The sequence below is a fragment of the Paenibacillus sp. IITD108 genome, from assembly GCF_036541265.1.
In the GTDB taxonomy this organism is placed as follows: Bacteria; Bacillota; Bacilli; order Paenibacillales; family Paenibacillaceae; genus Pristimantibacillus.
Genome location: NZ_JAZHCT010000010.1, coordinates 26907 through 49076 on the forward strand (window position 1 = coordinate 26907; position 22170 = coordinate 49076).

At 44.6% G+C, this 22170-nt stretch carries 16 protein-coding genes and 2 pseudogenes; 16 read left to right on the forward strand and 2 right to left on the reverse strand.

Features of this window, described 5'->3' with window-relative positions; all coding sequences use genetic code 11:
- Nucleotides 1-6 precede the first annotated feature (6 nt).
- Complete coding sequence (locus tag V1L65_RS10950) at nt 7-1083, forward strand: Gfo/Idh/MocA family protein (protein WP_331699184.1); 1077 nt, start codon at nt 7-9, stop codon at nt 1081-1083.
- A 43-nt stretch (nt 1084-1126) separates the two neighbouring features.
- Here V1L65_RS10950 and V1L65_RS10955 read toward each other — a convergent pair whose 3' ends face one another.
- Nucleotides 1127-1870 carry a hypothetical protein gene (locus tag V1L65_RS10955; protein ID WP_331699185.1) on the reverse strand — a complete coding sequence of 248 codons (744 nt, stop codon included), beginning with the start codon at nt 1868-1870 and terminating at the stop codon, nt 1127-1129.
- Entirely contained in the window at nt 1860-2261 is a 402-nt protein-coding gene (locus tag V1L65_RS10960) for a hypothetical protein (protein ID WP_331699186.1), read from the reverse strand. The genes V1L65_RS10955 and V1L65_RS10960 overlap by 11 nt, the downstream gene beginning before the upstream one ends.
- Nucleotides 2262-2488: 227 nt before the next feature.
- Between V1L65_RS10960 and sigK the strand changes: the two genes are divergently transcribed.
- The 15 genes and pseudogenes from sigK (at nt 2489) to V1L65_RS11035 (ending at nt 22145) form a co-directional block, all read left to right on the forward strand.
- Entirely contained in the window at nt 2489-3187 is a 699-nt protein-coding gene (sigK, locus tag V1L65_RS10965; protein ID WP_331699187.1) for an RNA polymerase sporulation sigma factor SigK, read from the forward strand.
- 156 nt (nt 3188-3343) lie between these two features.
- Nucleotides 3344-3523 carry a hypothetical protein gene (locus V1L65_RS10970; protein WP_331699339.1) on the forward strand — a complete coding sequence of 60 codons (180 nt, stop codon included), beginning with the start codon at nt 3344-3346 and terminating at the stop codon, nt 3521-3523.
- Nucleotides 3516-4118, forward strand: a complete 603-nt coding sequence (locus V1L65_RS10975) for a zeta toxin family protein (RefSeq protein ID WP_331699188.1) — start codon at nt 3516-3518, stop codon at nt 4116-4118. Before V1L65_RS10970 ends, V1L65_RS10975 begins: the two co-directional genes overlap by 8 nt.
- A 151-nt stretch (nt 4119-4269) precedes the next feature.
- Nucleotides 4270-4716, forward strand: a pseudogene (locus tag V1L65_RS10980) (sigma-70 family RNA polymerase sigma factor); the annotation flags it as partial.
- A 538-nt stretch (nt 4717-5254) separates the two neighbouring features.
- Nucleotides 5255-5701, forward strand: a pseudogene (locus tag V1L65_RS10985) (hypothetical protein); the annotation flags it as partial.
- 253 nt (nt 5702-5954) lie between these two features.
- On the forward strand, nt 5955-7481 hold the full coding sequence (locus V1L65_RS10990) for an extracellular solute-binding protein (protein ID WP_331699189.1): 1527 nt from the start codon (nt 5955-5957) through the stop codon (nt 7479-7481).
- Between the two features lie 120 nt (nt 7482-7601).
- Nucleotides 7602-9926, forward strand: a complete 2325-nt coding sequence (locus V1L65_RS10995; protein ID WP_331699190.1) for a helix-turn-helix domain-containing protein — start codon at nt 7602-7604, stop codon at nt 9924-9926.
- A gap of 37 nt (nt 9927-9963) precedes the next feature.
- The gene (locus V1L65_RS11000; RefSeq protein WP_331699191.1) at nt 9964-11052 is read left to right on the forward strand and encodes a mandelate racemase/muconate lactonizing enzyme family protein; all 1089 of its coding nucleotides are present in this window, start codon (nt 9964-9966) and stop codon (nt 11050-11052) included.
- 17 nt (nt 11053-11069) lie between these two features.
- Complete coding sequence (locus V1L65_RS11005) at nt 11070-12017, forward strand: ABC transporter permease (protein ID WP_331699192.1); 948 nt, start codon at nt 11070-11072, stop codon at nt 12015-12017.
- Between the two features lie 14 nt (nt 12018-12031).
- Nucleotides 12032-12910: a carbohydrate ABC transporter permease gene (locus tag V1L65_RS11010; RefSeq protein WP_331699193.1), complete on the forward strand. Its 879-nt coding sequence runs from the start codon at nt 12032-12034 to the stop codon at nt 12908-12910.
- 191 nt (nt 12911-13101) lie between these two features.
- The gene (locus V1L65_RS11015; RefSeq protein ID WP_331699194.1) at nt 13102-13872 is read left to right on the forward strand and encodes a fumarylacetoacetate hydrolase family protein; all 771 of its coding nucleotides are present in this window, start codon (nt 13102-13104) and stop codon (nt 13870-13872) included.
- A gap of 5 nt (nt 13873-13877) precedes the next feature.
- Nucleotides 13878-16052: a malate synthase G gene (locus V1L65_RS11020; RefSeq protein WP_331699195.1), complete on the forward strand. Its 2175-nt coding sequence runs from the start codon at nt 13878-13880 to the stop codon at nt 16050-16052.
- 81 nt (nt 16053-16133) lie between these two features.
- The gene (locus V1L65_RS11025; RefSeq protein ID WP_331699196.1) at nt 16134-18248 is read left to right on the forward strand and encodes a hypothetical protein; all 2115 of its coding nucleotides are present in this window, start codon (nt 16134-16136) and stop codon (nt 18246-18248) included.
- Nucleotides 18249-18262: 14 nt separating this feature from the next.
- Entirely contained in the window at nt 18263-20419 is a 2157-nt protein-coding gene (locus V1L65_RS11030) for an alpha-amylase family protein (RefSeq protein ID WP_331699197.1), read from the forward strand.
- A gap of 142 nt (nt 20420-20561) precedes the next feature.
- Nucleotides 20562-22145, forward strand: a complete 1584-nt coding sequence (locus tag V1L65_RS11035; protein ID WP_331699198.1) for an extracellular solute-binding protein — start codon at nt 20562-20564, stop codon at nt 22143-22145.
- Nucleotides 22146-22170 lie beyond the last annotated feature (25 nt).

The window sequence follows — 22170 nt, forward strand, 5'->3', positions numbered from 1 at the left end:
GGCAGGATGGATAAAAAAGATGGCATGAATTATGCGCCGAAAGGCAACAAAAGCAGTGTCGTTGCGGAAGGCGAATTTAAGTTTGGCGTGATCGGACTGGATCATGGCCATATTTATGGCATGTGCAACGGCCTATTGGAGGCAGGCGGCGAGCTGGTCATCGTCTATGACCCGGATTCAGACAAGCTTGCCAGCTTTCAGCAAAAATTCCCGCAAGCCGCAATAGCTGCTTCCGAATCAGAGGTGCTGGAGCATAATGAGCTGCAATTAATTGCCTCTGCGGCTATTCCTTCCGAGCGCTGCGGTATAGGGCTTCGCGCGCTGGAGCATGACAAGCATTATTTTGCCGATAAGCCGTCCTTTACTACACTCGAGCAAATTGAGCTCGCGGAGCGCAAAACGGCGGCAACCGGGCTGAAATGGGGCGTATATTTCAGTGAGCGCCTGCATGTCGAGGGAGCTGTATTCGCGGGCCAGCTTATTGAGGATGGGGCGATTGGACGCGTCGTCAATGTAATTGGCACAGGTCCTCACCGCATCCATGCGCCTTCAAGGCCGGATTGGTTTTTTGAGCATGATCGCTATGGAGGCATTCTATGCGATATCGGCAGCCATCAAATCGAGCAATTTTTGCATTATGCCGGAGCGAAGGACGCCCGTGTGCTGCACAGCAAGGTAGCTAATTATCACTTTAAGCAGTATAAAGGCTTTGAGGATTTCGGAGATGCAACACTTGTGGCTGATAACGGGGCAACCTTCTATTTTCGCGTAGACTGGCTTACTCCGGAAGGTCTTGGCACTTGGGGGGATGGCCGGGTTCTAATCATGGGTACAAACGGCTACATAGAAGTGCGCAAATATATCGATATTGCTGCAAGGTCAACAGGAAATCATGTTTATTTGGTTAACGGGCAGGGAGAGCAGCATTTTGAAGTAACCGGCAAAGTTGGCTATCCATTCTTCGGCGCTTTTATAAAAGATTGCATTGACGGAACGGACAATGCGATGACACAAACGCATATCTTTACAGCCAGCCGCTTATGCATAGAAGCGCAGCTGCAGGCTATCGTAGTTGAAAGTTAATAAAAATAAACACAAGCTAGCTTTTTTTACAGGCTGGCTTGTGTTATTTTTTTGTATTCCTTGGCTTAGCCTTTTTATTCGAATTTGCAATTAGCGGCTTGGAACGAACTGCTGCAGTCTTGGGTTCATTACCGCTTTCTGTAGACGGATTCGGGTAGCAAGAGCTTATTAATCGGATCGTTTGCTGTAAAATTTGCCGATTAGTTTTAGCAGAGAAAGGGAATCTTCGCATAACCTGGACAAGCAGCTTTTTAACATCTACCTGAGAGGGAGTTTTATTTTGTGGAAACGCTGCAGCATTGTAAGTAATAGGAATATAAAAATGAGGTTGGAAGAAAGAGCTGCATATACTCGATATGGCCAGTGAGAGCTTTGTCATTTGCTCTTCTAGCAAGCGATTTAATTCAGCAGCTTCGATCTTTGATTGTTCAAAAATGAGCTGGGCTAGAGCCGCGATCCAATCTAATTTTAATTGATACAGCTTCTCTATTTGAATTTGATATTTTGCAAAAGAATTCTCTGAAGCAGACGGGCTCCAAATTTCAAGCGTCGTGTTTATTTTTCGAAAGGTGACCCATTTCAGCATAAGCAGCGAGTCTATCAAATATAGCTGCGAGGCATTAAAAGCGATCAGCTCCTGCAAGTTTACTTTGCTGTTATCGAATACATTATTTTGAATAAAAACTAGCACCTGCTCAATATTAGCTGAAATCAATCCTTGCAGAGCAGCGATTTCATGGCTGATCGCAGCAATGGCCCATTCGGCATTCGATTCGTTATTCTTCATAGTTATCTTCGTCGTAACGCCCGCATTTGCAGCATTGCTCAAAGTCGTGATTGCAGCTGGAGCCGCATACATCTGATTCCTGGCTATAATGGCCCGGATCGTCATAAAACGTATCGATTATTTTCATAATATCGCCAAGCTTATGCAGCATAAGCATTTGATTAGTAAGAATGCCCCGCATCATCTTCTCGACACTTGTGTTAACTGTAATAGCGTCTTTTAACGATAAGGACTTATCTTTCAGAAAGTGCTGAATCTTTTCAGCTTCAGCATTAATGATGTGTGAGAAGCTGATATCTTCAAGCGCTATGGAGGTTAGCAATAAGTTAACGACATCTTCGCGATTAAGAATAATATCTGGTTTAATGTCCGGAATGTTGGGCATTGACATACAATCACACCTCATCATTTTAATGGGCTAGATTTGCTTCTTAACATGCATATGCAGTCAGCGGCTGAAACTTGTCTAACTATGCTAATTGTTTTGTAACGCCTCTACTAGGAGGCTGGCACTTTTTTTGTACTTGCACTTCTGGGCGAATACCTACATACACTATATAACTGCACTGTTTATAGAGAGAAACATAAACGGTAAACTGGCCTGGAGGTGTACGACAAATGGGATTGTTTACAACAATAGCTTTATTTATTAAACAGCTATCGTTACTTGTATCGTATGTGAAGAACAATGCCTTTCCACAGCCTTTAAAAGAAGAGGAGGAAGCAAAGCATCTGGCACTGATGGCTGAAGGAAATGCGTATTCGAGGAATTTGCTTATTGAACATAACTTGCGTCTAGTGGCACATATCGTCAAGAAATTTGATAATACGGGCGAGGATTTGGAGGACTTAATCAGCATCGGCACGATTGGGCTGATTAAAGCGATTGAGAGCTTTCAGCCCGGTAAAGGCACAAAGCTGGCCACTTTTGCAGCCCGTTGTATTGAAAATGAAATACTTATGCACTTACGTTCGCTCAAGAAGGTTCGCAAGGACGTCTCCTTGCATGATCCGATCGGAACGGACAAGGAAGGTAATGAAATTACTTTGATCGATATATTAGGCACAGATACGGACGACGTGGCGGAAAAGGTGCAGCTGAAAATTGAAAAAAGTAAAATCTATAAAAACCTGGACATACTCGATGATCGCGAAAAGGAAGTAGTGATCAGCCGTTTTGGATTAATTACTGGCGGAGAAGAACGCACGCAGCGCGAAATCGCGAAGGAATTGGGCATCAGCCGCAGCTATGTGTCACGGATAGAGAAGCGGGCGCTGATGAAGCTGTATCATGAGTTCTATAAGGTGAAGCGGTGAGTTGAATGGCAGTGATCAGCCTATGAGCGTGAGATATGTATTCTCATGCTTATGGGCTATTAATGTTAGTAGCAGGAACTATGGTTCCGACTTATGTAACATGTCACATGTTATGGTATACTCAAGCTACATATAACGAAATCGGCGGTGATAAAGATGATGAACCGAACAAAAGGTTTAGCTAAATTAATTCGTTTAACGGGTGATCGTGCGAAATTGGATGCGAAAGCAAATGGTACGTACATTGTATATAAGACGTCGGATGGGCAATTTGTGAAAGAATATAGTACAGGCAAGATTGAACCAATGAATGAACGGGAGCTCTATCATGAATAAGACAGTTGCAACGATGTTCGTGTTCGCTGGTAATAATGGAAGTGGGAAGAGTACAATACGTAATTTGATTGTAGATCGACTTGGTGTAAGTGTTAACATTGATCCTGATGCTCTAGCTCGTAAAATCGATCAGCTACACCCAGAGAAATATAGGGTAACTGCAGGAAAGGAAGCCATAAAATTAGCCAGAGAATGTATTCGAAATAATAGGGATTTCACAGTCGAGACGACCTTAGCAGGTGGTAACGTTATTCGTCAAATGCGTGAAGCAAAAGAAAGTGGCTTCGAGATTTTTATGTTCTATGTAGGACTAGGAGATGTACGACTTAATATTGAGCGTGTTGCTACTCGCGTGAAAAACGGTGGCCATCATATTGAGTCAGAGGACATCATTAGACGTAGCGTAACGAGTATGGAGAATCTTTTGGTTCATCTGGATCTAATTGACCACCTCGTCGTTATTGATAATAGTAAAGCAGATGGTGAAATTATACTGGAAGCAGATCATGAAATCATCAAATATCATGTGAAGGTTTCTCCTGAATGGGCTCAACGCATTGAGCAACATTTGATATTAAGGAATAATCACAAATAAAACCGAGCGCTGAAAGGTCACAGTGTTCGGTTTATTTTGTTTGTATTGTGATCCTGGTACATTAAATCAAGTAGCCGGTATTAATAATACAAAGATAAAATTATTTAACAAGTACCCATGATATCAAACATATTGAAAGATATACAGTAAAGGGCTAATTAAAGCGATTGAGAGATTTCAGACCGATAAAGGCACAAAGCTGGCCACTTTTGCAGCCCGTTGTATTGAGAATGAAATACTTATGCACTTACGTTCGCTCAAGAAGGTTCGTAAGGACGTCTCCTTGCATGATCCGATCGGAACGGACAAGGAAGGTAATGAAATTACTTTGATCGATATATTAGGCACGGATACGGACGATGTGGCGGAAAAGGTGCAGCTGAAAATTGAAAAAAGTAAAATCTATAAAAACCTGGACATACTCGATGATCGCGAAAAGGAAGTAGTGATCAGCCGTTTTGGATTAATTACTGGCGGAGAAGAACGCACGCAGCGCGAGATCGCAAAAGAATTGGGCATCAGACGCAGCTATTTGTCACGGATAGAGAAGCGGGCGCTGATGAAGTTGTATCATGAGTTTTATAAGGCGAAGCGTTAAATCCAACAATTTTGATAAGGCCGGCGATGCCGGCTTTTTTATTGTTTAGGAAATTATGCATCAGTTAAAATTGTGGATAAGTATGTCGGAATAATTAGGGGGGATAAAGACGGCGTACGATGCGGCTGTGAGTTCGAATTGCTCCTAATGATGCAGACAATAATGACCGTTAGCGCTCATATTTCGCTAACTTCTACTTTCTAGCGGACAGAAATGTCCGTTAGCGGGAAAAAAGCTAGAAAATTCGGCGGAATGTTCTTCTAATGGTCATAAGTGTCCGCATACACAACAAAAAGACTGCTTTTTTGGTTCTAACGGTCATGGATGTCCGCACCGCAAATAACATCGCATTGTTTGTTCTTTGCACACGATGACGGCAAGTTAGGTCACCGATTGGTGATTTTGTTCTTTTTATACGCGCATCTTAGTTTTAAAAAAGGTAAGGATTTGTCGATAGATATATTGTTCAGACTTACTATTAAACTGTTAACTGGATGGAAGTGATGGAGGAATAAAGAAAACAATCATGATAGTTATCATGATAATTACATCATTTATTATTGGTGTTAATAATTTAATATGGTTAGTTGAGTTTGTTTTTGCGATAACAGGTACATTCAGACCACAGCCCAATTACCTTCATGCGAGTTTACATGTAGGCTTTATACTTTTACCATCAATTTTATATTTATTTTTTATAAAAAAAATATTGAAAGCTCCTGTAATTATGAATATTATAATTATCATTTTGTCGATGTTATTTACCTATTTCATTAATTATCGAAGTGAACATACTGAGCATACTCTAAAATTAGTTTCTCAAATAATGTATTATTCGATCGAGGTAACTTTTGCAGCTCGTTGTATTGAGAGCGAGATACTTATGCATTTACGTTCGATCAAGAAGGTTCGCAAGGATGTCTCCTTGCATGATCCGATCGGGACGGACAAGGAAGGCAATGAAATTACTTTGGCGGTTATTATTGTGCTAACAGTATCAAAATTAGATAGTGATACAATCGAAAAGCTCAGCCGTCTATTTGAGACGATGGCTGGGCTTTTGTGTTTACCGAAGGTTTGCAGGCCACAACTTCAACCGCCATGTAAATGAGGACACAAGGGGTGACAAACCTTGCTGTTATGCGGTTTTTTTGACAATGTGCAAGTATTGTCACTTACATGCAGCTATTGTTTCTCCCTATAATTGGAGTTGAAAATACATCCAACAGGGGGTCGCTATGAAGCTGAAATCGAAGAAGTTATTGGGATCAGTGATGTTGATTGCAGTTGCCGCCACGGTATTGTCGGGCTGCGGCAGCAGCAATAAAAAGGAAGGAGAGCAGGAGGAAAAGCTTAAAATTCAATTTATGGTTCCATCCTATGCGGACGTGCCAAATATGAATGATGAATACTGGAGCCATTTTCAGAAGAAAAATGCTGTAGAGCTTGATATCGAATGGATACCATCGGGAGATTACGATACAAAGTTTGATCTCGTACTTTCGTCGGGCAATATTCCTGAGGTTATTGTTGCTAATAATATTACTCGTCCGACTTTGCAAAATGCGGTAAAGCAAGGGGCGTTTTGGGACTTAACGCCGTTTCTGGATGATTTCAAACAGTATCCGAATTTAAAAAATAACAGTTTTGAAGCCGTTTGGGATTATGTGAAAACGGATAATAAAGTGTTTGGCATTCCTAGAAATCGTCCTCAAATCGACATTGGCATAAAAATGCGGAAGGATTGGCTGGATAAGCTGAATCTACAGGTTCCTACAACGCTCGAGGAATACCGTACGGTGCTGAAGACTATCGTTGAAGGTGACCCAGACGGCAATAATCGCAACGATACGATCGGACTTATCGGCCACGGCACGATGAGCAGCTTTTTCTCGGACAGCGATGGCAGCTTCTTGGCAGCCTTTGGCGGTTTAGATCCAATCTATGATGATCATGGCGGTATTATTAATAAGTTTTTAACGCCTAATTATACGGATTTGATTCGTTATTTCCGTCAGCTATACGAAGATGGCATATTGGCACAGGATTTCTCCGTCGTGAAGCAGACGCAGGCGGAAGAAATTTTTACAACGGGCAGAGCCGCTTCTTACGGACGAAATGTATGGCGTGACTTCACCTTTGAGCAAAGTATTCAAAAGGTACAGCCCGAAGCAGAGGTTATATCCTTGCCTCCAATGAAAGGTCCAGGGGGCAGCAGCGTGCAGCTTTCCGTTCCTTTCTCCGGCGCGTTCTATATATCCAAAAAAGTGTCTGAGGAAAAAGTGAAGCAAATATTGCAGTTCTTTGAACGCACGACAACGATGGAGGAAACAGACTATAACTATTACGGTCTGCAAGATATTCATCATACGCTCGCGGATGGGCAGCCTCAGCTGACTGAGCTTGGAAAGCAGCAAGTAACGGCTAATGGCACCGGGGCGATCTTCCCGCTAGCCTACAATAACAAAATGAAGGTTGTTAATCCAGCTGCGCCAAAATCTTATAATGATGCAAAAGAACAATCAGTAGCTAATTATGCGGAAGTAGGAAGAATAGATTTCTTCGCCATTATTAATTCGGATACCTGGACATCCATTTGGCCGAAATATCAATCCGATTGGCAGTCCATGGCAGTTAAAGCGATTGCTGGCCAAATTACGATGGAGGAATACGAGGCTTATATTAAACAGCTTAATGAAAATCCAGAGTTTCAAGAGGCTTATCAGCAGTTTGCTGCAGATTACAGTATGAAATTTCCTAAGTAATAAATAGACCATTTACGAAAAGCGGTGTAATTTTAACTTGATCTGTTTGACAGCGCTTTCTATTATTAGATTAATAGAGCAATCTGCTGCAAATTACACCTGATGAAATGGGGAGAATCAATGGCTGGTTGGAAAAAGGCATTTGTTCAATTGCTTTCAGCGTTGAAGCGAGCAAATTCAAGAAGCTACTTTTTGAAGCTGATCTGGTTTGGATGTATTTCTGTTTGTGTTCCAGTTATTTTGGCTAGTGTCGTTTACTATCAATATTCCATGAATAAAATGGAGAAATATATTCATTCCGAGAGCACGGCTTCACTATCAGCGATGCGTGATCGCGCAGAGCGAGTGCTGCAGCAAATCGAACAGGAGTCGCTCCAATTAGCCAATGATGCTTTTCTTCAGGATTCACTAGCAGGGGGAGCACAACCATCCGTGCTTACGAAGACAGAGCTGTTAAAGAAAATCGCGCTAGTTAAAAATTTTAATAGTTTTATCAACGAAATCTATTTATATAGTTCAAGTGATAACCTGGTGCTATCGAATGAATACGGTGCAATTGCCAAAGAGGATTATCGCACGAGCAGCCATTTGGATGAGCTGCTGCAAAGCAATCATCCTACCCAGTGGACGAAAACGACAGGCAGGGAAGGGTTCATTACTTTTTCCAGAGCGCTGCCGCTTATCGGCACAGAAGGCCCTAAGGGAATACTTGGGTTTGAAATTGAAACAGCAGCACTAAGCAAATTTATGGAGACAGACACGACGCTTGTCGCCGCTAATCAAGAGCTGATGATTGTGAAGCTGAATGATCCTTTTGGCTCTGAACGAAGATCGGAGCAATTTCTTGAATCCTTAACGAGTCTGCCAGCCATTGAGAAGATTAGAGAATCAGACAAAAGTGCCGATTTCTTCGTAGCGGAAGGAATCGACGGCAAGCAAGCCCAGTACCGTTTTGTTAAAAACGTATTTTCAAGAACGTATATTTCTGTCGTACCGGAACAAATCATTACAGATCAGTTAAGCTGGATTCGGCAGCTGACTGCTTTTATTATCGTTGTATTTGCGGCGATTGGCATATTGCTTACTTATATTAATTCCCGGAGAGCCTATACCCCAATTGAACAGCTCATTCAGCACAGCCGTCAATTACGGGATGATCAATCAGGGCAGTTAACAGATGATCTTGGTGTTATTCAGCAATCGCTTGATTATTTAAGCGGAGAAACTAAAAAGCTGGAGTCTTATATGCAGTCGCTTGAGCCTTCATTAAGAGAAAAGTTTCTCTATCAGCTGCTTAGCGGAGATTATCGCGGAAACCAATCATTATTGCAGGATTGCGAAACATACGGAATGGAAATGAACAATACCTACGTAACCTTATTGGTTGAAGCTGAGAACATATATAAGGAAAAAAGGTTTATGCCGGAGGAGAAAGGAATCGTTGCTTTCTCGCTAGCGAATGTCATGCAGGAAATATTGTCTGGGCGGGATATAGTCGATATGAAGGGCTTTGTCATTCCCTTTCAAGGCCGAGGCGCTGCCATATTGCAATTCAAGCCTGATCGCTCTGATGATGTTATACGCCAGCATATACAGCAATATGTACACGCGATCATCGATGCGTTTCGTCATTACTTGGCCTTTGAGGTTACGGTAGGAATAGGTCGGTCCTATTCGCATATAGCTGACGTTCCAGTGTCCTGCAATGAAGCGGATCACGCGCTGCAATACCGATTATTCCGTGAGTCAGAGCAGGTGCTCTTTATTGACGAGGTTGAGCAGGTGAAATCACAGTCCTTGCTTCGTTACCCGTCTGAGCTGGAGACTGATATATTAGATGCGCTTAAACAGGATGATTTGCAGCAGGCAACTGAGCTTTTCGAGAAGTTTATTGCCACGATCCATAGCTCGCAATCCTATGCTTTTATTTATCAAAGCTATCATGTTTTTTTATCGAAATTCATTATAAGCATGGAAGCGCAGGGAGCGAGCAGCAATGAAATTATTGCTCATAATTTGTTCGGTCAGCTGAGAAGCATGCAAACTTCAGACGAGATGAAAGAGTGGTTCAAGCAGAAGCTGTTTCCGTTATTCAGCTGGCTGACTGCTAGCGAGCGTGAGTCAAGCGGCGATTCCGCTATTGAGTGGATATGCAATTATATCGAGCAAAATTGCGGGCAGGATTTATCTCTTGTTCACTGCGCAGATAAAATCGGTGTAAGTCCATCTTATTTAAGCAGGCTGTTCAAGAAAAAAACCGGAAAAAACTTTTTGGAATTCGTAGTAGAAACCAAAATGGAAGAAGCCAAAAGGCTATTGAAGGATACAGACGGCAATATTTCTTTAATTGCGGAGGCAGTCGGATATTCGGAGCGGAATTTTATTCGTGTATTTCAACGATATGTGCATACGACTCCAGGAAATTTTCGTACACTGTATCGCTAGCTCAACACTATATGGCTAAAAAAGGTGGAGTGATGATATGAAAATTAAACGGATTGAGACGTTTACGAAGAAGCAGCTTTCCATTGTACGAGTTACAACGGAGGATGGTATGCAGGGTTACGGGCAAATCGCGCCCTACCACGCCAATATATCTGCCTTGGTGCTTCATCAGCAGGCAGCGCAGCATGCGCTTGGCGCCGATGCTAACGATATTGCAGCTGTAGCTGAAAAAATCATACGCGAGGAGCATAAGTTTCCAGGCTCCTATATTTGCAGGGCTGCAGGAGGCATTGATACCGCGTTATGGGATTTGTTGGGGAAGCGTGAAGACAAGAGCGTTGCTGAATTGCTGGGAGGAACAGTCAAAGAAATTGCTGTATATGGCTCCAGCATGAAGCGCAATATTAGCCCACAGGCTGAAGCTGAACGAATTATGCGCCTGCAGGCTGAGCGGGGGATCGAAGCGTTCAAAATTCGTATCGCCAATAACTTTGGCAATGATGTAGATGTTTACCCGGGCCGCTCCGAGGAGGTGGTACGGGCTGTTCGCTCGGCAATCGGAGACAAAGGCTTATTATTCGTCGATGCCAATAGCGGATATACGCCACAAAAAGCTATCGAGACGGGGAAGATGCTCGAGCAGTACGGAGTGACGCATTTTGAAGAGCCTTGCCCGTATATGGAACTGGAATGGACAAAGCAGGTTGCTGATAAGCTTGATATTCCGGTAACAGGCGGCGAGCAGGATACTGACCTGGCACAGTTTAGACGAATGATTCATATGCGTGCAGTCGATATAGTTCAGCCTGATATTTGCTATGCAGGCGGATTAAGCAGAGCTTTGGAGGTTGCCCGAATGGCAGAGGCTGTTCAAATGATTTGTATGCCCCATGCTGCGAACTTGTCTATGGTTACTGTGTTTACTATGCATATGGCATCAGCAATACCTAATGCGGGTGCTTATATGGAGTATACGATTGAAGAGGACAACTGGACGAAGGATTTATTTAGGGAACCGCTTCATGTTGCCGATGGCAAGGTGCAAGTGCCGAGTGGACCAGGCTGGGGAGTTACAGTAAATCCAAAATGGCTGGAGCAGGCCGACTATCAAGTAAGTGAAAAATAAAATGAGGTGCGACAGCTATGCAAACAGCAGCAAAAAGGAGAACGGGAATAAGCATTAACAGTTCGCGGCTATGGAGGGTACTGGTTCGTTATCGCTGGATGTATCTGCTCGCTTTGCCCGGCATTATCTATATGCTTATTTTTAAATTTGGACCGCTATGGGGTTTGTTAATTGCTTTCAAAGAATATAATCCGTTCCAGGGGCTTTGGGGAAGCCCGTGGGTAGGCTTCACTCATTTTAAAGAGTTGTTTTCTAGTGAGATTTTTTATACGATGCTGCGAAATACGCTGGCTATAAACATTATCGGCATCATTTTCATGTTTCCGATGCCAATATTGCTGGCGCTGATGCTCAACGAAGTTAGGCATGAGGTATTCAAGCGCTTGAATCAATCCATCGTCTATTTGCCGCATTTTTTATCCTGGGTTGTAGTAGCGAGTATGACTTTCTTTATGCTTTCGACAGATGTTGGTCTGATTAATAAGCTGATTTCCGGTATGGGCTTCAAGCCGATTTCGTTCCTGTCCAATCCTGATTTGTTTTGGGGACTGCTGACGGTGCAAGGCATGTGGAAGGAAGTGGGCTGGGGCACGATTATATTTTTGGCTGCTATGGCAGGCGTAGATCCCCAGCAATATGAGGCCGCAGTAATCGACGGCGCATCGAGAATGAAGCAGATTTTTCATGTCACCTTGCCTGCTATTCGGCCGACCATTATTGTGCTGCTAATATTGCGGTTAGGACAAATGGCGGATGTCGGCTTTGAGCAAATATTGCTAATGAGCAACCCGCTCGTTACAAGCGTTTCGCAGGTATTCGACACGTATGCCTACACGGTCGGCATATTAGGCGGGAAGATCAGCGTTGGTGTAACCGTCGGGATGTTTAAAGGCTTGGTCGGCTTAGTGCTGGTCGTTCTTTCTAATCGTATTGTTAAAAAGCTGGGACAGGACGGCATTTATTAAGGAGGGTTACTCATTTGAGCTACGTCGCTACGAAGAAGCTGACATTATTTGATTATGTGAACTATTTTCTACTTACTATCATTTCACTTGCGTGTGTATTTCCGTTTATTTATGTTGTGAGCGTTTCATTTACAGACCCGGATGCCTATATTCCGCTGCAATTTTATTTGTACCCGGAGAAATGGTCGCTGGCCGCTTATAAATATATTTTGTCGACAAACAGCTTTATGAATGCATTAAAAAGCACCGTGTTTGTTACAACGATTGGAACGGTGCTTAGTATTGCCATCTCCTTTACATTCGCATATGTGCTTACGAAGAAGGAAGTGCCTGGAAGAAATATAATGCTGGGCGCAGTTGTTTTTACGCTGGTCTTTCATGCAGGCATTTTGCCGAACTACTTGCTTATTAAAGAGCTGAATTTGCTGAATTCGCATTGGTCGCTTATTTTATCCGGACTTACGAATGCCTGGAGTTTAATTGTTATAAAAGGTTTTTTGGACTCGCTGCCTTCAGAGCTGGAGGATGCGGCAAAAATAGACGGCTGCTCGGATATTAGTGTATTCTGGCGAATTGTTATTCCGCTATCTATGCCGGCCATTGCTTCATTTGTATTATTTTTTGCGGTAGCTTATTGGAATACCTATTTCAACGCGCTAATTTATTTGAGCGACGCCAAGAAATGGACGCTGCAGGTGCTGGTCAAATCACTCGTCATCGATTCGGACTCTAACGGTGTAGGCGCAGCAGGTAGCAGTGACGATCGCGTTTTGCCGCAGGAAACGATTCGAATGGCTTCGATTGTATTGGCGATGCTTCCTATATTGGTTGTGTATCCTTTTTTACAAAAGCATTTTGCAAAAGGCGTCATGCTAGGATCAGTAAAAGGATAGGAGCAATCGACAATGACTACAACAGCGGTCGGAAGCCCAAACTTGATCGCAGTGCTACTCCTTTTCGTTTGCTTCCTCCTGATTAACGTTACCGATAATGAGCATTGACAAGGAATAGATCGTGTGTGAATATATTTTTTAAGCATCTTCATGAACATTGTTCAATATAATGAACGGAAAGGGCGTTTTATATGAAATTTGTCCGTTTTTCTGTGGAAGGCGAAGCTGCAATTCGCTCTGGTCAATTAGAAGAAGGCATTATCCATGAATGGACCGGACATTTATTTGGCAGCCGGGTTACGACGGGGAATCAATTTCCGCTTGAAGCTGTTCAATTGAAGGCGCCGCTGGAGCCTCGCCATATTGTTGGAATCGGCAAAAATTTCAGTCCGGCTGGGGAAGAAAAACAGCCCATCCCTGAAATGCCTATCCTATTCTTTAAACCGCTTACTACTGTGATTGGGCCGGGAGATGCCATTAAGCTTCCCTCTGCAGCAGCGCAAGTTAAATTCGAGTCTGAACTGGCGGTGATTATAGGGGCAGAAGCTAGTCATATTAAGACTTCAGACGTAAAGGACTATATTTTTGGCTATACGATTGGCAATGATTTAGGGGCGTTCAATTATTTTCACCCGGAAGGCCATTGGACGATCGGTAAAGCATTTGATACATTTTGCCCGCTAGGTCCATATATTGAGACACAATTTGATTATAACAGCGCGCATATTCAAGCCAGAGTCAATGGCGAGCTTCTGCAGGATGCAGGCATGGACCGGATCATTATGCCGGTAGATCAGCAGATTGCCTATATTAGTTCATTTATGACGCTAAAGCCTGGTGATGTTATTTTGACGGGTACACCCGCGGGCGCTCAGTATGTGAAGGACGGAGATAGCATTACATGCAGCATTGAAGGGCTGGGTCATTTACATAATCCGGTTATTTTAGAGGAAGGGAGCTAACTTGTATGACTTATATGACAGTAGGCAATTTAAAGGTTGATGAGCAGCTTTTTCAGTTTATAGAAAAGGAGGCGCGCCCAGGCACGGAAGTTGGTTCGGAGCATTTTTGGGCTGATTTTGAACAAATCATCCATGATTTGTCTCCGGTTAATAAAGCACTGCTTGCGAAGCGTGATGAGCTGCAGGCTGCAATAGATCGTTTTCACCAGCAGCATAAGGGGCGGGTTTCTCCGGAGGATTACAAGTCTTTTTTATTTGATATAGGCTACCTGGAGCCTGATGCAGATGACTTCCAAATATCGGTTAGCCGGGTTGATGATGCGATTGCGCTGCAGGCAGGCCCACAGCTGGTCGTTCCTGTCAATAATGCGAGATATGCTCTAAATGCAGTGAATGCGCGATGGGGCAGCCTCTATGATGCTTTGTATGGAACGGATGTTATTAGTGAGGCAAATGGCGCAGAGCGGGGAACAGGCTACAATCCGAAGCGCGGAGAGCTTGTTATAGCCTATGGCAGAGCATTTCTGGATCAAGCGGTTCCATTGGAGCAGGCCTCGCACGCTGAAGCCGCTGCTTACACGGTTCAAAGCGGACAGTTGAAGGTTAAGCTGACCAGCGGCAAAATAGCTGCTTTGCAGAATGCTGCTAAATTTATTGGATATGTGGGAGAGAGTGACACGCCTTCTGTTCTATTATTGCAAAACAACGGGCTTCATATCGAGCTGCACATAGACAGACAGCATATTATAGGCAAGTCTGATCTTGCGGGAATTAAGGATATTGTGCTGGAAGCGGCATTGACGACGATTATGGATTGTGAAGATTCAGTCGCTGCAGTTGATGCCGAGGATAAGGTGGCAGTTTATCGCAATTGGCTTGGACTTATGAAAGGCAGCTTGACTGCCGACTTTATGAAGGGCAAAGAAAAGGTGCACCGTGTTATGCACGCTGATCGTTCCTATCAATCTGCCGCCGGCGGATCGATTGAACTCTCTGGCCGTTCGCTGCTATTCGTTCGCAATGTAGGCCATTTGATGACTAGCGATGCGATATTAGATTCACACGGCGAGCCAATCTTTGAAGGCATAATGGACGGTGTGATTACCAGTCTTATCGCCAAGCATGATTTGCTGCGGACAAGCAAGCAGCGTAATTCTGCTGCAGGCTCTATTTATATCGTAAAGCCTAAGATGCATGGTTCGGACGAGGCAGCCTTTGCTAATCAGTTGTTTGACCGGGTCGAGGATATGCTTGGTCTTGACAGGCATACGCTGAAAATCGGACTTATGGATGAAGAACGGCGCACTTCTCTTAACTTGAAGTCTTGCATAAAGCAAGTGAAGGAGAGGGTTGTATTTATTAATACAGGATTCCTTGACCGTACAGGGGATGAGATACATACGTCGATGGAAGCCGGCCCGATGCTTCGCAAAAGCGATATGAAATCTTCAGTATGGCTGAAAGGCTATGAGCAGTCCAATACGAGCGTCGGCTTGACCTGCGGCCTGCAAGGCAAAGCTCAAATCGGCAAGGGCATGTGGGCGATGCCGGATTTAATGAAGGAGATGCTGATTCAAAAAAGAAGCCAGCTGGAAGCAGGCTGTTCCACCGCTTGGGTGCCATCGCCAACAGCAGCAGTGCTGCATGCCCTTCATTATCATCAGGTTGACATCAGAGAGGTTCAACATAAATTAAAGCAGCAAAACAAAGATTACGTTGACCAAATACTAGAGATTCCTGTAGTCATTGAGCCTAGTTGGACAGCTGAAGAAGTCCAGCAGGAGCTTGATAATAATGCACAAGGCATACTAGGGTATGTTGTGCGCTGGGTAGAGCAAGGAATCGGCTGCTCGAAGGTACCGGATATTAATCATGTCGGCCTGATGGAGGACCGTGCAACGCTGCGCATTTCGAGCCAGCATATGGCGAATTGGCTTCATCATGGCATTTGTACAAAGGAGCAAATCATCGAGACGATGAAGCGGATGGCGCTTGTGGTAGATAAGCAAAATGAGCACGATCCTCTTTATCGTCCAATGGCTGGCCGCTTCGATCAGTCAGCAGCTTTTCAGGCTGCGCTGGAATTGGTACTGTCAGGCTATGATCAGCCTAACGGCTATACAGAGCCGATATTGCATCGCTATCGCAGGCAGTATAAAGCAGCTTCCGGAATGGCATGAAATAACAGATCGTTTGGTAGGAGCAGCGGCCAGCCGGAACAACTCCGTCTGGCCTTTCTAAAAACAGGAGGTCGGTTTGCTATGAATACAATTGTTTATAGCCATGCTTCGTCAATGCAGCAATTTGCTGTCGCTAAGCTGCACAAATCTATACGATTGGCTGGCGAAGACGCAGAGGCAATCGGCTACGAAGAGTGGCAGGCTAGCGGGAAAAAAGCCCGAATTATAATTGCAGTTGTTGAAAAAGGGCAAGCTGCTCCCTCTACAGGTGACAATAGCTGCGTAGCTATAACAAGGATAGATGACGCAGTTTTGCCCGATGGCTTTGAAATCCGCAGAGTGGAAGGGACAACCTATGTACTAGCTGTTAATGAAGCGGGCGCGATGTACGGTGTGCTTGAGCTTGCAGAAAGATTAGAGCTTAGCGGTGAATTAGAGAAAGTTGCTGAGGAAGTTATTAACGCCCGGTTTTCGTTTCGTGCCGTCAAGTTCAATCTGCCCTGGTCCAGCTATCGTAAAAATGATTGTTTCCGCTTGCAAACGGATACGGTACGGGATTTGTCCTTTTGGGCTAAGTTTCTCGATATGATGGCAGTGAACCGTTACAATGTATTGACCTTCTGGAATTTGCATCCTTTCACATCAATGATTCGTCCTGTCAACTTTCCGCTTGCTTGCCCTTTTACGGAAGAAGAGCTGCAAGAGTGGCGGCACTATTGGACGACATTATTTCGCATGGCTAAAGAACGAGGCATTGCTACGTATATGATTGGCTGGAATATATTTGTGTCCGAGTCATTTCGCGAACATTATGATCCGAAGGCCATTAGTGATGAGACCTTTTATCATTATGGCGACAGCTACTCCACGGAGCAAATTAAACAGTATACACGGGAATGCGTAACGCAGCTAATTAATGAGTATCCCGATCTGACCGGCATTGGCACCTCGCTCGGTGAACGCATGAATGATATGACGCCCGAGGAAAGACAGAGCTGGATTAATGATGTTTATTTCGAAGGGATGCGGCAAGCTGAAAGGCGGGTTAAATTTATTCACCGGGCGCCATTTTCTGTTGATCCCTCGGTTACCAGGCAATCGATTGAAGCGAACTGCTGCGCTGCGGCGGAGGAAGTGTGGCTGGAGGTTAAATTTAATTGGTCCCACGCCTACTCATCAGAGAAGCTTCTATTAACGCATGGCGGCTCAAACGGCATGAACGGATATTGGAATCCGGAGCCTACTCATTACGGCATAACATGGATGATTCGCAACGAGGATTTTTTTACTTTGCGTTGGGCGCAGCCCGAGTTTATTCGCAAGCATATTGCCGAGAACGGTCAGTCCTATGTCGGCGGTTACTATATTGGGTCGGAATGCATGATACCAGCGCTTGATTATTCTCATAAACAAGATAGCGAGCATAAAAACTGGGATTACTTGTTTGAGAAAAATTGGCTCTATTACATGCTTTGGGGAAGATTGCTCTATCATCCTGGCGTATCGGATAAAGTATTCGAGCATGCGCTCAATAAGCGGCATCGGTCTGCGATCGGTAAATCTTTGCTTGCTGCCTATTCAGCTGTGTGTAAAATGCCAATGGCGCTCGCTTCACTTTACTCCTTTACTTGGGATTTCACGCTGTATGCCGAAGGGTTTATGTCTACGGATGAAGCGGAATTTGATGAAGGCGCTTCCTTTATATCGCTGCAGGATTTGATGGAACGCTGCAGCTTTAATCCAGAATACGTGTCTGTTGCTGATTTTACAGCGAATCAGCTTGCCGGAGTCCATTCTAGCGGCATCACGCCGCTTGAACTCGCTAGCACATTAGAAAAAGATGCCAGTGCCGGACTGGATTTACTTGCGGGTATGCCGAGCGGAACACCCGAGCTTTGCTGCGAAAAGGCTGATATTGAAGCTTGGGCTTATTTGAACTTATATTTTGCCGCAAAGCTTCGGGCTGCAACAGCCTATTCCATTTATCGGCACAATGGTGACGAGGAACAATATCAAATTGCTCTTAAATATATTCAGGCGCCTTACGCTGCGGCATACTGGGAGCGCATAGTGGACATTACGGAATCTCATTATACAGCTCATCCGCTTATGCATCTTGGCAAAACCTTGTTTTCTTGGCGATTGTATCTCCCATATGTGCAAGCTGATATAAAGCATATTTTAGAAAGACAATAAGAGGAGGAACTTTTATGGCTAAATCAGATTGGCTAAGCAAACGCGGCAGAGGCGTTCATCTAACCATTCGCGATGTAGATTGCAAGCAATTTGATACGGAGCAGTTTGCCGATGATCTGCAAAAGCTTGGGGTAAATGTATTGTCTTTCTTTTGTGCAGGATACGTTACGGTGCATCCTACATCGCTGGGCATACGGCAAAGCCCTTATCTTGCCGGACGTGATTTGACAGGAGATATTGTAAGGTCTGTCCAGGCGCGCGATATTCGCGCAATACCGGCTATTGATTTGAGTCTAATTCCGGGCAGCATAGCGAAAGAGCACCCCGATTGGTGCTCATGCGATCATCATGGCAAGCTCTATAAAGCGAATGAAGATTTGGGAGATTTCTATATTGCATGTCCGTTTAGCGGCTATCAGAATGAATATCTGGCACAAATATTAAAAGAGATTGTCAGCAGATATGACGTCGATGGGATCAAATTCGGCGGCGGCAGCTATGGCTTTTCTTCGTATGGCAACGGAATTTGTCATTGCGAGCGATGTAAGGCTGCGTATTCCAGCTGCTCGGATAACGATATTCCGCTAGAGGAGAAATGGAATGATCCGAACTGGGTGAGCTTTCAGAGCTGGCGTCAGCAGAAGGTGGTAGACCGATCGCAATATTTATATGAGCTTGTAAAATCTCTTGATCCCAATCTGCCAGTCATGTGCAATAGCGTTTGCTTCGGAGAGACGGGCTGGACAATGAAGGGCGCACTCGATATTGAGCGGATGGCTCAATTTATCGATGCGGTGCAGGTAGAGGCCCAAACAAGAGTGCGCTATGAAAATGGTACTGCCAAATGGGATTTTATTGCCTGGCCGGGGGAGGAGGCTAATTACCTTTCTCATGTAACCGAACATCAGCCTTGGGTACTTGCTTCTTACTTCCAGGCATGGCCTTGGCGCCGCAGCGCTGTCCCGCCAGCAGAGCAAAAAATGTACATGGCACAAATTTATGCTAACGGCGGGAGTGCGATTTTGAATTTGTCGGGCGGGCCGATTGCTGGACATCAGGATAAGCGGGGATTTCCAGCTGTGCAATCGCTTTATCAATTTGTAGCTGCCAACGCCGGCTACTTTGACAATGATCTGTCTGCTGCCAATATAGCTATCGTTTATTCTCAGCATACTTTATTCAATTATGGCAAGGACCAACCGCAAAAAAGGTATGTAGATGCTATTCGTGGCATGGAGATTGCGCTTGCCGAGCATCATATACCATTCGATCTAATATCAGAATCCGTATTAATGGAGAAAGAGCTGGGCAAATATCGTGTTATCATGCTTCCGTCAATGGCTTGTATGACAGAGGAAGCTGCGGAGGCGCTCAGAAGCTATTCCGATCAAGGAGGAAGTATTATCGCCAGCTGCGAAACTTCCCTATTTACACCTGATGGGCAGCGGCGCTCCAACTTTTTGCTAGCTGATTTGTTTGGAGCTGACTATATAGGTACCGCATCCGTGATGGGTGAAGATAACGGCGTGTTTAAACAAAGCTATATGAACATTCAGTCTGCAGTCCATCCATTGCTGGATCAGCTTGGCGAAACGACGGTAATTCCAGCCTCGGACAATTATTGTCAGGTTCATGCAGGTGCGCATACAGAAGTTCTATTGACGCTTTCTGCACCATTTCGCGTATTTCCAGAAGGTATGAGCTATACGGAGCAGCTGGACACAGGGATGCCTATGCTGTTGTCTAGCGAAAGGGAGAGTGGGAGCAGAATTGTCTATTTCCCGAATCAGCTTGATGCTGCATTCGCAAGGGCTGGTTATCCAGATTGGGCGCGCTTGCTAGTAAATGCTGTGCGCTGGTCGGCTAGAGGGGAGCTGCCTGCTGCAGTTAATGGACCAGGCACGCTTCATGCGACCGTTCGCAAACAAGCTGGCCGCCGCAATGTGCATCTCGTCAATATGAATGGCGGCAGAAGAATGTTTAGCGAGCTTATTCCTGCTCGTGATGTAGTCGTTAAATTGCCGCAATGGACGGGTCCCCATGTAAAGCGCGCCTACAAGCTTTCCAATAAAAAAGAATTGCCGCTGAATCAGGAAGAAGGCGCGGTAACGGTGATCGTCGATCAAATCGATGATTATGAGGTCATTGTATTTGAATCGGACAGATTTTAACCAGTCAGACACCTATTGCTGATGGCTCTTAACGGTGCTATACAGCAAAAATTGTCGCTAACATGCATAGATGCAGCCCTCTATACTAACTTTGAAAGCGCTGCCAAAAGTGCTGATCAATTATGAAAAGGAGAGGTTCACGATGTTACAGCTCTATCGGAAAGGTTTTATTGCATTACTGGCAAGTATGCTTCTTATCTCTTTGCTTGCTGCTTGCGGAAGCAGCGGAGGCAGTAATAATCCGCCAGCAGGCTCAGAGAAGCCTGCCAATAATGATCAGCAAGGAAAGCAGCAAGGCACAAAAAAAGAAGAGCCTGCTGCTCCCATCAAGCTGCAATTTCTCGTGCCGTCTTATGCGGATGTGCCGAATATGGAGGATGAATATTGGACGGAATATCAGAAGAGAACGAATTCAGAGCTTGATGTAGAATGGGTTCCATCAGGCGACTATGATACAAAGTTCGATTTGGTGCTTGCGTCGGGCAATTTGCCTGAGATTATTGTTACGACCAATATTACAAGACCAACACTGCGCCAAGCGATCAAGCAGGGAGCGTTTTGGGATCTGACAGAATTTCTGGGCGATTTCAGCAAATATCCTAATATGCTGGAGAAGAGCGGACCTAATGTGTGGACTTATATGAAGCTTGATGGGAAAACGTATGGCATTCCGCGCAACCGGCCGCAAATTGACCTAGGCATTAAAATGCGCAAGGATTGGCTCGATAAGCTTAATCTGGATGTGCCGACTACACTGGAGGAGTATACAGCAGCGCTTAAGCAAATTGTAGAGAGCGATCTCGACAACAATGGCAAAAAGGATACGATCGGCATTATCGGCCACGGCTTTTTGATGGCGGACGGCGATGATACCTTCTCAAGCGCTTTTGGCGGTCTTGATCCATTCTATAACGAAGAGGGCGGACTTGTTCGCAATTTCCTCACTCCAAGCTATACAAGCATGGTTGAATGGTTCCGCCAGCTTTATGCCGATGGCATTCTTGCCAAGGAATTTTCAACGATGAAGAAAACACAAGCCGAGGAAATGTACGCAACGGGAAGAGCAGCTTCGTACGTCCGCAATATTTGGCGCGACTATACTTGGGAGCAGGACATTAAAAAGGTGCAGCCTGAAGCAAACGTCATTACACTGCCGCCGCTGCAAGGTCCTGGTGGGGTTACCGTCAGTCTAGCAAGTCCAACCTTTGGAGCTTTCTATATTTCCAAGAAGGTGCCTGAAGCCAAGGTGTGGGAAATTCTCGATTACTTCGAGCGCACAACTACGGATGAACTGACTGATTTCAACTACTATGGCATTGAAGGGATTCATCATAATCTCGTAGATGGTCAGCCGCATTTAACGGAGCTTGGCGTGCGTCAAGTTACGACGAATGCGAACCAAGTATTTTCGCTTGCTTTTAATAACAAAATGAAGGTGCTTAATCCATCGGCGCCAAAAGCATACAACGATGCCAAGCTTGAATCTGTTCAAATTTATAGTGAAGTAGGAAAATTGAATCCATTTACGATTATTAATTCAGATACTTGGACCGCTGTATGGCCAAAGTATGAGAAGGAATGGCAGGCTATGGCGACCAAGGCTATCGTCGGTCAAATCACTATGCAAGAGTATGAAAGCTATGTCGAAAAGCTTAGCAAAAATGAAGAGCTGAAGAAGGCATTCCAGGAATTTGCAGCAAGCTATAAAGAGTATTTTGAAAATTGACAAGTAATTGTAGCGCTAAGGAGGG

What these genes read in the sequence shown, in the direction of transcription:
- V1L65_RS10950 (WP_331699184.1), top strand. Translation starts at nt 7, where the DNA reads ATGGATAAAAAAGATGGCATGAATTATGCGCCGAAAGGCAACAAAAGC.
- V1L65_RS10955 (WP_331699185.1), bottom strand. Translation starts at nt 1,870, where the DNA reads ATGAAGAATAACGAATCGAATGCCGAATGGGCCATTGCTGCGATCAGC.
- V1L65_RS10960 (WP_331699186.1), bottom strand. Translation starts at nt 2,261, where the DNA reads ATGTCAATGCCCAACATTCCGGACATTAAACCAGATATTATTCTTAAT.
- sigK (WP_331699187.1), top strand. Translation starts at nt 2,489, where the DNA reads ATGGGATTGTTTACAACAATAGCTTTATTTATTAAACAGCTATCGTTA.
- V1L65_RS10970 (WP_331699339.1), top strand. Translation starts at nt 3,344, where the DNA reads ATGATGAACCGAACAAAAGGTTTAGCTAAATTAATTCGTTTAACGGGT.
- V1L65_RS10975 (WP_331699188.1), top strand. Translation starts at nt 3,516, where the DNA reads ATGAATAAGACAGTTGCAACGATGTTCGTGTTCGCTGGTAATAATGGA.
- V1L65_RS10990 (WP_331699189.1), top strand. Translation starts at nt 5,955, where the DNA reads ATGAAGCTGAAATCGAAGAAGTTATTGGGATCAGTGATGTTGATTGCA.
- V1L65_RS10995 (WP_331699190.1), top strand. Translation starts at nt 7,602, where the DNA reads ATGGCTGGTTGGAAAAAGGCATTTGTTCAATTGCTTTCAGCGTTGAAG.
- V1L65_RS11000 (WP_331699191.1), top strand. Translation starts at nt 9,964, where the DNA reads ATGAAAATTAAACGGATTGAGACGTTTACGAAGAAGCAGCTTTCCATT.
- V1L65_RS11005 (WP_331699192.1), top strand. Translation starts at nt 11,070, where the DNA reads ATGCAAACAGCAGCAAAAAGGAGAACGGGAATAAGCATTAACAGTTCG.
- V1L65_RS11015 (WP_331699194.1), top strand. Translation starts at nt 13,102, where the DNA reads ATGAAATTTGTCCGTTTTTCTGTGGAAGGCGAAGCTGCAATTCGCTCT.
- V1L65_RS11020 (WP_331699195.1), top strand. Translation starts at nt 13,878, where the DNA reads ATGACTTATATGACAGTAGGCAATTTAAAGGTTGATGAGCAGCTTTTT.
- V1L65_RS11025 (WP_331699196.1), top strand. Translation starts at nt 16,134, where the DNA reads ATGAATACAATTGTTTATAGCCATGCTTCGTCAATGCAGCAATTTGCT.
- V1L65_RS11030 (WP_331699197.1), top strand. Translation starts at nt 18,263, where the DNA reads ATGGCTAAATCAGATTGGCTAAGCAAACGCGGCAGAGGCGTTCATCTA.
- V1L65_RS11035 (WP_331699198.1), top strand. Translation starts at nt 20,562, where the DNA reads ATGTTACAGCTCTATCGGAAAGGTTTTATTGCATTACTGGCAAGTATG.